Origin of the sequence: Bilophila wadsworthia ATCC 49260 (assembly GCF_000701705.1) — a bacterium.
Taxonomy (GTDB): domain Bacteria; phylum Desulfobacterota; class Desulfovibrionia; order Desulfovibrionales; family Desulfovibrionaceae; genus Bilophila; species Bilophila wadsworthia.
This window is the reverse complement of the sequence record NZ_JNJP01000099.1, coordinates 1-10,903: the sequence shown is the minus strand read 5'-3', so window position 1 is coordinate 10,903 and position 10,903 is coordinate 1. Positions and strand designations below refer to the sequence as shown.

The following is a 10,903-nucleotide window of genomic DNA, read 5'->3' as shown; positions in this document are numbered from 1 at the left end:
CGCAGCCACGGGAACCGGGTGTACAGCATGATCGCGTTGTCGCGGCTGCACGGGAGGGGCGCGCCGTCAACAACGACGCCCTTCCAGCCGAGCGTACAGGCGGCGAGCACTTCGATGCCTTCCGCCTCGAATTTCTCGGGATCAAGAGCCCGGTTGCGGAAACCCTTCGTATTGCTCAGGCGGCGCTTGGCGATTGTGGCCGTGGCCTTGCGGTGAATGGCGGAATCGGCACCGGCAAGCGTGATGAAGACGCCCACGGGCTCATTGGTGACGGGATCAAGCACTTCGAGCTCCGCCCCTTCTTCGGCCTTTTTGGCGACGTCGCGGGTGGTGAAGTCAAAGGTGACGTTGAGGGTGGCCGTGTTCTCGTTCATGGCTTTTTCGGTGGCGCTGGTCATGGCTCTATCCTTATAGAGAGGTTGAAGGGTTACTCGCCGGAGTCCGGATCGGGTTGGGGCGACGGGGGGACGGTGCGGGTGATCTGGAAATTGGTGCCGAGCGTCGGATCAAGCGCGGCGGACCACGGGACATTGAGCTGGATCGGGCCTTCGGACTGCACGGAATCGTCAGCGCCGGTCAGCGTGATGGAAGGGATGAGGAACGTGTACGAATACTCGCCGCGCTCAAGGGTAAATTCCAGTTTCACGCGGGAATCGTTGATGAAATACTCGGGAAGGTTGCCGTCAATGTAGAACGCCGAGAGCGTTCCGGTCAGCGTGCTGCGGCCCCAGCTTACGGCCTTCGCCGAACGGTCGAAAATCGCGTACTGCGGCTCAATCCCGTTGGCGAGGGTCAGATCAATGCCGGTCACGACGGCGATCGCCTGATTGTTGATCTTGAGCGAGCCCTTGAAGCTGTCGAACGGATCGGTTTCGCCCGCCGGTGTGGGGGACGCCGCGAGCGGCGTGGTGCCCCGCTCGCCGGAAAGCCCGACGATGGAGAGTGTGCCGGAAAGCATTTCATTGGGCTTTACCGAAAGCGAGAACTGATTGACGAAACAGCCGGTATACGTGGCGTACTGATTGATATTGGTAAACGCCCGCTCAAGCGTGAAGGCATGGACCGCGACACCGGCTTTCAGGACGTTTTCCGTCCAGTTTCCGGCAAGGGCCGCTTCAAGGAACGGGTCATATTCCTTTGCCCCGAACTCGAACGCGATATCCCCGGCGATCTTGTCCACGCCGGTACGGTGAAAAGGGATCTGGCGATCGTGGCGCAGGGCGTTCGACGTGAACGTGTCGCGGGTGAGCGTCAGCGAGCAGGAATTGTGATTAAGCTCGGTCATGGCGGGCGACGCGGGCGTCGTTCCCGGCGTCGCCTCCTTGACGTACCGGAGCCCGTGTTTTGCGCCGGATGCGATGGTGTACATGGTCATGATGCTGTCCTTATCAGGCTTGAAGGGCGTAAAAGCCTATGTTGACCACGGCCCCGGTACGCTTGCCGTCGCAGGCGGGCGCGGATTTGCGGGGCGTGGTGATGGTGGCCGTGCCGGAATCAAACCGAATGTCGTCCCCGCGCGGGAACCGGCGGGCAATCTGATTGGCAAGGGTGGCGGCAAGCGCGTCTTCCCCGGCCTTGACCACCACCTTGATCTCGATCCGTCCATTGATCTGGGTGAGGCCGCTCATACCGAGCGTGGCCTGCTTCTGGTTCTCGAAAACGACTTGCGCGCGCAGGTGTGAAGCATGGGGCGGCACGAACGGCTCGCCTTCCCATCCGAGAGGCAGGGCAAGGACGCGGGCGGCAAGCTGGACCTTGTCTTTCAGCGTGTCATAGAGATTCATCGTTGGTCCTTTCGGTAAACACGAGTTGTTGTCGCCAGACGATCGTCCAGACGCTATAGTTGTTTTCGGCAAAAGCCTCGGCGTGTACCGCTTCAAGAGTCTGCACGACGGCGGGACTTACCGGGAGTCCGAAGGTTGCACCGTGGATGCTGAGGGCCGCCGTTTCGGCTACCGCCAGCGCTTCGGCTTCGGCATCCTCGGCCCCGGCGGCGTTGTTTGAAATGACCAGCACGCCGAACGAACCGACGACGTCAAAGTCGAGCGTCCCCGGTGCCGCGTCGTTGTCGGCGGCAAGGGCCGCGACGAGCACGGACACGCCCGCCGGAAGCCGTTTGTCCGCCACGGCGTCGATCGTGATCTCCCCGGAGAACGCTTCCACGCGGAGCAAGTCCGGGAGAACGGTTTGCAGGAGCACCACGGCGGCGTCGCGCACTTCGGTCAAACTAGGCATGGTCGAACTCCATATGCTTCATCACGATACCGACGATCGCGGCCTTCCATCCGTCCGGGATTCCGCCGTCGCGCTGAAAAAGGTACGGGCGGGCCGGGATGCGGATCGTATGCGCGGCTGTGGCCATACCGAACTTGGCGCGCTTGTCGGTTGCCTTGGCAAAGCGCACCTGTCCCTTGTTTTTTCCCCGGCTGATGCGCCGGAAGTGTAGCTTTGTCGCACCCGCAGCCCGATTGATGGTAGCTCCGAACTGATGAACCGCCGCGTAGACGAGGTTGGTGCCGACAATGACACTGTCCGGGCCGACCTTCCATGTGATTGTCTTTTTGAGCCGTCCCTTTCTCTGGAGAATCGGGTGGGCGTCGCCCTTTCTCTGGCGTACGGTCGCGGGCTTCAACGGTTCCCACGCTTCACCGTCCGGTGAGCGTTCGGCCTCGAACCCTTGCCGAATGTTCACAAGGAGCGACTGGCCGATCTCTCGGTAGATGCGCGGCTTTTCAGCCTCAAAACGCTCAAGCCCGGCGGAAAGGGACAGCGTGACCGTCCCGTTTGTGGCCTTGACGCTGATCATGCTCAAAACCCCTTGAGGCTTTCCGGCGTGAATATCCGGGCCGGAGCGTCCAGTTTGATGCTTCCGCCGCCGGGAACGTTGGCGGCGGGCACGCCCTCAGCCCGAAAGACGATGACGCCTTTTGACATGTCTTTGAGTCCGGCGAGCGCGTCCTCAAACATCTTGCGGACGTCGTCCGGGACTTTGCCAGTCCCGGTGTGGAGGTAGTAGAAGGCCATATCTGCGCACCACCGGAGCACAGGAGCCGGGACGGGCGACAGCGGGGTCAGATAACGGCCCGCCGCGTACCCGTCGATGGTCTCCGTGGCGTCGGCAAGAGCCGCCTCAATGACGCCCCTGTCCGGGACGCGCGCGAGGGGCGTAGCCCGATCCGTAAGCTGGGTGAGCTTCGTTTCCCCGAACCGGGTCACAAGATCGTCATACGAGGCGTAGGTCATGGCTCTAGTCCTTCTTCCGGGTGGTTGGCTTCGGCTCCCCGGCGTCGGGGATTTCTTCGATCACGAGCATGGGCTCGGCCTTCAGGGCCGCCAGCGCCTCAGCCGTAAATGCTCCATCGGGGTATTCCCGCGTTCCAGCGTGCGTCATACCCGCCCGCCGGAAGCCGTCTTTCTTTGCGGTAATGCGGATCATTGCGGCACCTACAGCCACGGGCTGACGAGAAGTTCCGCCGACCCGGCCCATTCGTTGGTAGCCCCGCCCGTCGTCAGTGCGGCGACGACAACCTTGCGCGCGGCGGATTCGTGCGTGGGCGGAACAACGAGAAGATTGGGCACCAATCCCAGTGGATCGCCTGCGTCATTGGTGAACGCCATCATCGCGGCGCGGGCTTCGGCGTAATTTTCGTTCGTCAGCGGCTTCGTAGACCGGACCGCACACTGCCACAGACCGAAACCCACGTTTACGCGGGCATCCACGCCATAGAGGTACTCGTCACGCATGAATACGTTGTCGTCATTGGGCGCGTCCTTTCTCTTCAACTCGTATTCCCGGCGCTTCTGGAAAATCATCGGCTTCACGGGGCGGGTGGTACACATGAGGAACCACGGTTCCACCGCGTCGGAGTTTGCCGTGATGGAGTTTGAGACGGATGCACCGTTGACGGGGTGATCCGTGTCGAAAAAGTATTGGCCGTCATAACAGAGAAGCTCATGGCCCTTCTTGAGCGCCCCGAACACAAGCTGATTCGGATGGAGCCCGGCCTGCGCGCCCATGTCGCGGAACATCGGGCCGTAGATGCCGACCTGATCGTCCTCGATATCGTCGCGCTTCACGGCGATCGTCATCTCGAACTTTTCGTTCTCGATGCTGTACTTGTGGGCCTTCAGGTTGCGGATGATGCGATCCCCGGCCCATTTTTGCATGGACGGCAGGGTGCCGAGCCACGGGTAGACGTTTTCCCGCGTGCCTGACGGTACGACCATCGCAACTTTCTCATACTGGCTCTCGGCGGTGCCGAGACCGCCTTGAAAGGCGGCAGACACGCCGAAATAGAACTGCTCAAGGGTGGAACGGTTGATATTCATAGGTAGCTCCCTAAATTTTGACCCAGACGTCCTCGTCGGTGACGTCGAAGACGATCCCGGCGACGGGGGCATTGGAGGCCGTGGTTTTCTGGACGGTGCAGTCGTCCGCCGCGTAGCATGTTGCGCCGATCTGGGCGAGCGTGGGCGCGTCTCCGGATGCGGGCTCGAACGCGAAGACGCCCCGGCGCACGGGTATCTTCTCCCCAGCCTTGCCTTGCCGCTGCGCGACGCCCACAACCGGGGACAGCCCGGCGGTAATGCTTGCCGGCACAAGTTTGCCGTCCCCATTCAGGCAAACCATGCTTCCGGCGTAGACCGTAGAAGCCGCCTCAAACTCGAACTCGTCACCGTTACGGCGCACGGTATCCCGATCACTCGTCAGCGCCATCATCGCCTCCCTTCACGGCCTGCGTAGCCTTTTCGTAGTCGTCTTCAGAAACACCCAGCGCACGGCAAAGCGCCTTCGCCGTGTCGTCGAATTTGGCTTTTTTGGCGTCGTCCGGCGGCGTGGCGCTCGTCGTCTGCGCCGCCTTTCCGGGCCGCAGGTCCGGGGCCACCGCGAGGAACTTCTTGAAGGCTTCGGGATCGCTTGCGGCGGCTTCCTTGGCCCAGCCTTCGAGCGCCGGGCTGATCTTGCCTTCCTTCTTGCCCTGTTCGACAAGCGCCAGCGACTGCGCTGCCTTCATCTGGGAAAGCTCGGCGTTTACAACGTTGAACGTTTCGACCGGGACATACTTGGACACGTCAGGGTGTTCGGCGCGGGCGGCGACGGCCTGTACGGCTTTGGCGACGCCGCCGGGGGTCTTGTCGTCAGACTTCGCGGCTTCGGCCATGACGGACATGGCGGTTTTCATAGTGCCGACGTCGGACATAACGCGCCGCGCGGCGGCCTCAACGGCGGCTTCCGTGGGCTCGGCGGCGGTCACGCCGAGAACGGAAGCCATGGTTTTCAGAAACGACATGGTAGTGTCTCCTGTAGAAGGATTCGGACCAGACTCTCTGGAGGCCAGCGCCTTCAGCCCGGTCAGATTGGGAACGTTGGTGAGTGCCACGGACTCGATCGCGAGGATCTCCCCGGTACCCCGCTCGTAGTAGTAGACCGGGGAAACATAACGGTACTCGCGGGCGGCGACGTGGGCCTTGCCCTTGTCCGTCCAGTCGACGCGCCCCCACACGCCGTCCTGGCGGGCGGCGAGCTCGGTAATCCAGCCCGCTGCAATGGCTGGCTGTCCGTTTTGGGTGGCGTGCTCAAGCTGGTGATCGTAGTCGACCGGAATGTCGATCGGCCCGTTGTGCTCACGGGTCCGGGCGACCACGGCGGCGGGATCGCAGGTGTAGGGGCCGCGTCCGTCACGCCCCGAGAACGCCCCGGACGGAAACACCTGTATCCAGTCCGGGGCGTTCCCGCTTGCCGGGGCGGGGAGGGCTACGGCGTGGGAGGATTTCAAAACATGGCTGTTCATGGAGGGAGCTTACGAAAGGCCGCAAAAAAACATATCCGGAAGATGTTCCGGGCATGTTTTGGCTGGACGCGCTGGCGCAGTCTGGACGGGAGGGGTGTTTATGAACGCCTGTAAACGGGGCGGGCTGCTTTAGAATGGAGAATCCGGCCCGATGTTCAGGAAAAGAAGAAACAAGCGCGCTGAAGGCGAATCTTGCGTTTTCGAGAAACTCTCCTTATTGTCTTGCAAGACGGGTGCGACACGGTGATATTCTGGCCGCCGTAGCACGGGAAACCGGAGCGCATTGTGGGGTTCCTGCCAGGCCCCTCCACCCGTCTTATTTTTTGCCTAAATTCCTGAGAGCCTTTTTCAGCCGGGAATCGTTCTCGCTCAATCTGTACAGACTTGTCACATACAGTTCATCACCAATCCGCGTCGCCTTTACGATTACGGCGAGCCCGCCCGGACGGTTCAGGACGAATGCCACTTTATTAACATCTTGGGGCAACCGCTCTCCTTTTTCCACTGTTTCCTGCGCCAGCACATAATCAGCCGCCGTCAGTTCAGGATGGTGGCTTTTCTGTTTTGCGTAGGAAGCGGGAGACAGGCAGGCTATCCGGGCCGTGGCACCGATTGAGGCCGCGTCGTCAGCGGAAAGCACCGCAAGGGGGAGCGGAACCGTGGGATTCTCGGCCCATTCGTCAAAGCCGTCCCGGACAAGCCGACGCACCATTTCCGGCGCAAGCCCGCCGGGGGCAAGTTCGGTTTCGGGAAGAAGCGGGGCCGCCTGCATGATCGCCGTGGCTTCAAGAGGTACGGGGAGCTTTACGAGTTTTTCAAGCATGACGCGCCCAAGCTGCGCCGCCCGGTCGGTATCCCCCGGATTGTACGCCCAGCCGGGATCGATGCCCACGGGCACGTCCATCACTTCCCCGGTGGCGGGGTTGACCCACGTCACCGTGCCTTCGTCTCCCGGATCGTCGCTTATCTTCCAGCCGTACCTTTGCAGATCGTCATCGGAAGCGGCCACGGCGTCACAGCGGCATTTCCAGCCGTTCGGCGGGTAATGCGTCCTCCACCACGGATGGTCGATCGGCAGGATGATCCCGTGCCAGAGGCGGTGCTGCGGCCTGATTTTACTGTCAAGGATGCCCTCGTAGCGCAGGTAGGGGAAGGTGTCCTTCAAGTCCTGCTGTTGCTCCCAGCGGCCCTGCGCGAACGAAACCCGCATGTTCACATCAAAGATGGTTTCGAGCCGCCGGACGCTGCCAAGCTGCACCGTGCGCTCTTCCCCCGTCTCAGGATCAATGACCGCCGTGCGGCCCCACCAGCCTTTTTTCTGGAGCGTGGGGATAAGGTCGCGCTTGAAGTCGGCAAAGGTTGTGCCGTTTTCCATTGCGCTCACGAGTGCGCCGTGAATGTCTTTCAGGATGTCGAACCCGGCGGAGCGGGCAACGGTAAATCCGGCGTGGTGCTGCTCCTGCCAGACCGTCGCCCAATGGTCGGACGGGAACAGGTTCGTGCCGCGCCGTCTCAGCGCCTCGATCGCCTCGTCAAAAGGAATGCGCGGAAAATCAGCCATTGCGGCCCCTCACGCGCTGGTTGAACATGGCGAAAGACGCCGCGCGGGCGAGCGGTTCCGCGTTCTGCTTTTTCAGGGCGTCGGGAAATCCCGCGAGAAACTCGGCATACGACGTACAGCGGTCGGCAAGCTCAAGGATCGGATCGACAAGCGGGGACACCAGCGGCTGCCAGTCGCCGAGCTCTTCCTTGACGGCTAGGTCGATCGCGTCGGGTTCCGGCGCGGATTGTGCAGGCTGGACGGATTGCGCCGTTTTTACTGGTGCCGCCCCCTTGCCGGGCGCGTCCTCTTCGGTTTTGACGGGGCTTGCTCCGATGGTTGCAGCACCTTGTGCGGGCTGCGGGATGCCCAGCTTGTCGCGTACAACGGACACCTCGGCAAAGTCCGGGACAACGGCTGCCACCTTCACAACGTTGTCGATCCACTTGCTCACGTCCTCTTTTTTCTCCCGGACTATCCTGATGATCGGATAACGCCGCCGGGGACCAAGATTCAGATCGACCAAAGGCCGCACAAGATCGCGGGACAGTGTCGCCGCAAGCTGTGCTGCGTCGGACTCTTCGATGTCCTCCCGGACGCGCTCGTGGGCGTTCGCCGTGCCGACATGCTGCCCGACGTCCGTGGTGCCGGTCTGTCCGAGGACGGCCTTGGAAATCTGCTTGTCGAAATACTCGGTGAGTCCCTTAAAAATCTGGACGTTCCCGGTACTGTTCGTGTTCACGAACTCAATCCGCATACTGTCCGGAATGATCGCGGCGGCGTCCTGTGCAATGCTCCGCACGGCGCGGAGCAGCACGTCCTTCTCGTCCGGCGTCGCTCCCGCCCCGTAGCGCCCGACGCGGAGCGGAAAGCCGAACACCTGTGCAAACTGCACCCATGATTTGATCCCGAAGTTTTTAAACAGATAGTACCACGCCACGGGCCGGGCGAGGCCGCCGCGAATGGGGAGACCGGATTTTGACTTGTGGATATGGGTGATGAACTTCGCGGGCGCGAGCGGTTCGGGAAGGCCGTTTTCCCCCTTGAGCAGGAGCGTCACGCCGTCCAGCCGGTCAAACTCGAACCAGCGGGGATCGCGCCAAAGAATGGAAGACGGGAACCAGCTTTTCCCTTCCGTGTCCCACATGATTTCACAGACGGAATAGCCCTTGCCCACGGCGTCCAAAATATCCTGCACGGCTTCGGCAAGAACGCCGGTGTCGATAAAGTCCCGCACGATATCCGCCGCCTTCACGTCTTCGGCGGCGTCCGTCGCGGCCTCCACCTTCACGGGAAGCCCGGCAACTTGGAGCTTTCGGGTGGATAGGACTGACCGATAATGCAGGTCTTTCTCTTCCATCTCTTCGGCAAGCTCAAGGTACGCCAGCGCGTCGCCCTGTTCGGCGGCGAGCAGAAGCGCCGTGAGCCGCTGTGGGGTCAGATTCTGCGCGGGATGCCCCGAAAGGATTTGCCGAACCCCCGTTACAGTGGGGGCGGCCACTTCTTCAATGAGCCGGGTTTTGTCGACGGGGTTCCCGTCCGCGTCATACAAAGTCTTCACCATGCGCCTCTCTGGTAGTCTTCATCGTCATCGGGGAAGGTGGACGTGTCCCGTCGGCGCGTCGCCGGGGTGTAGCCGTATTCGATCCTGGGGGAGTTTGCGGCGGACAGGGCGAGAAACAGAGCCCACGTGCGGTCGGCGTGCCCGGCGTCGTCGGATTCAGCCACGAACCGGGGTGCACCCGTGGGGCCGGATACCTTTTGCAGCTTGTGCAGATCCGATCTGAGCGTCTGTACGCCTCGCGGAATGCGGAGCCGCCTGTCTTCAAACGCCTGTTTACCGACGGTGGCGAGGCCGAGCTTCGCGGACGCCGTAAACAGGACGCCCTCGACGCGGCTTGTGCCGTGCCTGCGCTGCGCATCTTCCACGGGCTTCTCCCCCATACCGGTCTGGTCCATACAAACGCGCATCACGCGATACCGGGCCATGAGATCGTCAAGGATCATGTCCTGCTCCGCGAACGTCGCGCCCCGCCGCTCGGCAATCTCCCGAACCCAGAGCACGTCGCCCACCTCTTCGATCACCACGGTGGCGAAAAGGTCACGGCGGCGGCCTATGTCGACACCGACGAAACACGGCCCGCCCGCGTACAAGTCGGGACGTCCGGCCTTTTCATCCTCCACGGCGTTGATAAGCTCCCACGATAGCCACGCCGTCGCGCCGTCCATCCAGTGAAGCTCGAATTCCTGCGCCCACGCGTCCTCGTCGGCAAGAGCCTTTCTCAGTTCCCCGACGTCGCGGGGAAGCCCGTCGGCCACGGCCTTGTAGATATCCACCACATGCCGGGACCATGCGCCGTCTTCGGCGGTCATGAGCTCGAAAAATTTGTTTTCTTTCCCGTTCGGGGTGGATGTGATCCGCAGTTTCAGGCCGTTTTTTGAGATCACCGGAAAAAGGGCTTTCCAGATGGCATGGCTGTCCTTATGAAAGGCGAATTCGTCCAAAAAGACGTTGGCGGAAAAGCCGCGCGCCGTATCTGGGTTCGCGGGGAGCGCGGTCACGCGGGAGCCGTTTCTCATCGAAACTTCGAGAGCCCGGACTGTAGTCCTGTCTTCGAGCCGGAAATCCGTTTCCAGCGCGTCGAAGGCCGCATTCATGGCCCGCAGGTGAAGCTTCACCCCTTCCTCCATCGCTTCCCGCGCCTGCCTTTCCCCGCGCGACAGAATGACCCAGCGCGTACGGCGGCCTTCAAGTTCCGCAAGCGCCATATCAAGGGCAATTTCAAGCGTCGTCGTAAACGTCTTGCCGGTCTGACGGGCGAACATGCCGATCTTGAAGCGGGAATCGTCCTCAAGCCAGGCCTTTTGGTAGGGGTAGAGGATCGGCGTTTCCATCACGCGCCGCCGTAGGCTTCGAGGAGCTTTGCCCGAAGCTGCGCAGGCGAAAGGGCCGTATTTTCGGGATTGCCCGTGACTTCATCAACGGCCTTGTCGAGCTTCGCCTTCACTTCCTTTTCCACCCGCTCCCGAACCTTCGCCTCGAAGTCCTGATCAAGGCGGTTTGCCTGCGCCATATCCTTGAGCGTCCGGGCCAGCGCCATAAGAGCCTTCGGATCGTCAACGTCCCCTTCCTCAACCCGTGTCGCCAGATGGTCAAACACCAGGTCGCGCAATGTCTGGACAAGGAGCCTCCCCTGCTGTCCTTCCACCACGGACGGGCCGATCTCCCTGACGAGCGCTTCGGTCATTTCCCGGCTCTGCCTGAGTTTCGCGGCCACCTTGTCGATCTTCTGCTTCTGGCGTCCGAGCGCGGAGAGTGAAACCGTTTCAACGCCCATGCCCCGCAAATGCTCAAGAATCTCGGCAAGCGTAGCCCGGCCTTCCGAAAGCAGGCGGTTGACCTCTTGCAGAATCTCCGGCGGCAACCGACGGAGTGAAGACTTCCGGCCCATAGCTAGAACCCCGGCCCCGGACGCTTTACGCCCGGCACAACAGCGCGGCCTTCGGCGACGTCGAGCCCGCGCTGCGTGATCTTCACGACGATGATCCCGCCAAGGTCTTCACACGAGAC

Annotated in this window: 14 protein-coding genes; all 14 read right to left on the bottom strand. The window is 61.9% G+C overall.

Annotated elements, in window-relative coordinates; translation table 11 throughout:
• A partial coding sequence (locus T370_RS0119240; protein ID WP_029436706.1) for a hypothetical protein occupies window positions 1–398 on the bottom strand: 398 nt, incomplete at its 3' end.
• A 29-nt stretch (window positions 399–427) separates the two neighbouring features.
• The gene (locus T370_RS0119235; RefSeq protein WP_029436705.1) at window positions 428–1,375 is read right to left on the bottom strand and encodes a phage tail tube protein; all 948 of its coding nucleotides are present in this window, start codon (window positions 1,373–1,375) and stop codon (window positions 428–430) included.
• A gap of 13 nt (window positions 1,376–1,388) precedes the next feature.
• Entirely contained in the window at window positions 1,389–1,784 is a 396-nt protein-coding gene (locus T370_RS0119230; protein ID WP_029436704.1) for a phage tail terminator-like protein, read from the bottom strand.
• Window positions 1,771–2,235, bottom strand: coding sequence for a phage protein Gp37 (locus T370_RS0119225; RefSeq protein ID WP_029436703.1), 465 nt, complete (start codon window positions 2,233–2,235; stop codon window positions 1,771–1,773). The genes T370_RS0119230 and T370_RS0119225 overlap by 14 nt, the downstream gene beginning before the upstream one ends.
• Window positions 2,228–2,806 (bottom strand): phage virion morphogenesis protein, encoded by a 579-nt coding sequence (locus T370_RS23880; protein ID WP_051643917.1) that lies wholly within the window; start codon window positions 2,804–2,806, stop codon window positions 2,228–2,230. Before T370_RS23880 ends, T370_RS0119225 begins: the two co-directional genes overlap by 8 nt.
• Window positions 2,807–2,808: 2 nt before the next feature.
• Entirely contained in the window at window positions 2,809–3,243 is a 435-nt protein-coding gene (locus T370_RS0119215; RefSeq protein ID WP_051643916.1) for a gp436 family protein, read from the bottom strand.
• Between the two features lie 4 nt (window positions 3,244–3,247).
• Window positions 3,248–3,436 carry an HI1506-related protein gene (locus T370_RS23165; protein WP_034507129.1) on the bottom strand — a complete coding sequence of 63 codons (189 nt, stop codon included), beginning with the start codon at window positions 3,434–3,436 and terminating at the stop codon, window positions 3,248–3,250.
• An 8-nt stretch (window positions 3,437–3,444) separates the two neighbouring features.
• A complete protein-coding gene (locus T370_RS0119205; RefSeq protein ID WP_029436700.1) occupies window positions 3,445–4,329 on the bottom strand; it encodes a Mu-like prophage major head subunit gpT family protein in 885 nt (294 codons plus the stop codon).
• Window positions 4,330–4,339: 10 nt separating this feature from the next.
• On the bottom strand, window positions 4,340–4,717 hold the full coding sequence (locus tag T370_RS0119200) for a capsid cement protein (protein ID WP_211250537.1): 378 nt from the start codon (window positions 4,715–4,717) through the stop codon (window positions 4,340–4,342).
• Complete coding sequence (locus T370_RS23875) at window positions 4,701–5,792, bottom strand: phage protease (protein ID WP_051643915.1); 1,092 nt, start codon at window positions 5,790–5,792, stop codon at window positions 4,701–4,703. Before T370_RS23875 ends, T370_RS0119200 begins: the two co-directional genes overlap by 17 nt.
• A gap of 316 nt (window positions 5,793–6,108) precedes the next feature.
• A complete protein-coding gene (locus tag T370_RS23870; protein ID WP_051643914.1) occupies window positions 6,109–7,353 on the bottom strand; it encodes a phage head morphogenesis protein in 1,245 nt (414 codons plus the stop codon).
• Window positions 7,346–8,896, bottom strand: a complete 1,551-nt coding sequence (locus T370_RS23160; protein WP_034507126.1) for a DUF935 domain-containing protein — start codon at window positions 8,894–8,896, stop codon at window positions 7,346–7,348. The genes T370_RS23870 and T370_RS23160 overlap by 8 nt, the downstream gene beginning before the upstream one ends.
• Window positions 8,890–10,227, bottom strand: a complete 1,338-nt coding sequence (locus T370_RS0119180) for a terminase large subunit domain-containing protein (RefSeq protein WP_051643913.1) — start codon at window positions 10,225–10,227, stop codon at window positions 8,890–8,892. The genes T370_RS23160 and T370_RS0119180 overlap by 7 nt, the downstream gene beginning before the upstream one ends.
• On the bottom strand, window positions 10,227–10,784 hold the full coding sequence (locus T370_RS0119175; protein ID WP_029436694.1) for a phage protein Gp27 family protein: 558 nt from the start codon (window positions 10,782–10,784) through the stop codon (window positions 10,227–10,229). The genes T370_RS0119180 and T370_RS0119175 overlap by 1 nt, the downstream gene beginning before the upstream one ends.
• Between the last annotated feature and the right edge of the window lie 119 nt (window positions 10,785–10,903).

Excerpts from the sequence above, each read along its gene's own strand:
- T370_RS0119235 (WP_029436705.1), bottom strand. The coding sequence starts at position 1,375 with ATGACCATGTACACCATCGCATCCGGCGCAAAACACGGGCTCCGGTAC.
- T370_RS0119230 (WP_029436704.1), bottom strand. The coding sequence starts at position 1,784 with ATGAATCTCTATGACACGCTGAAAGACAAGGTCCAGCTTGCCGCCCGC.
- T370_RS0119225 (WP_029436703.1), bottom strand. The coding sequence starts at position 2,235 with ATGCCTAGTTTGACCGAAGTGCGCGACGCCGCCGTGGTGCTCCTGCAA.
- T370_RS23880 (WP_051643917.1), bottom strand. The coding sequence starts at position 2,806 with ATGATCAGCGTCAAGGCCACAAACGGGACGGTCACGCTGTCCCTTTCC.
- T370_RS0119215 (WP_051643916.1), bottom strand. The coding sequence starts at position 3,243 with ATGACCTACGCCTCGTATGACGATCTTGTGACCCGGTTCGGGGAAACG.
- T370_RS23165 (WP_034507129.1), bottom strand. The coding sequence starts at position 3,436 with ATGATCCGCATTACCGCAAAGAAAGACGGCTTCCGGCGGGCGGGTATG.
- T370_RS0119205 (WP_029436700.1), bottom strand. The coding sequence starts at position 4,329 with ATGAATATCAACCGTTCCACCCTTGAGCAGTTCTATTTCGGCGTGTCT.
- T370_RS0119200 (WP_211250537.1), bottom strand. The coding sequence starts at position 4,717 with ATGGCGCTGACGAGTGATCGGGATACCGTGCGCCGTAACGGTGACGAG.
- T370_RS23875 (WP_051643915.1), bottom strand. The coding sequence starts at position 5,792 with ATGAACAGCCATGTTTTGAAATCCTCCCACGCCGTAGCCCTCCCCGCC.
- T370_RS23870 (WP_051643914.1), bottom strand. The coding sequence starts at position 7,353 with ATGGCTGATTTTCCGCGCATTCCTTTTGACGAGGCGATCGAGGCGCTG.
- T370_RS23160 (WP_034507126.1), bottom strand. The coding sequence starts at position 8,896 with ATGGTGAAGACTTTGTATGACGCGGACGGGAACCCCGTCGACAAAACC.
- T370_RS0119180 (WP_051643913.1), bottom strand. The coding sequence starts at position 10,227 with ATGGAAACGCCGATCCTCTACCCCTACCAAAAGGCCTGGCTTGAGGAC.
- T370_RS0119175 (WP_029436694.1), bottom strand. The coding sequence starts at position 10,784 with ATGGGCCGGAAGTCTTCACTCCGTCGGTTGCCGCCGGAGATTCTGCAA.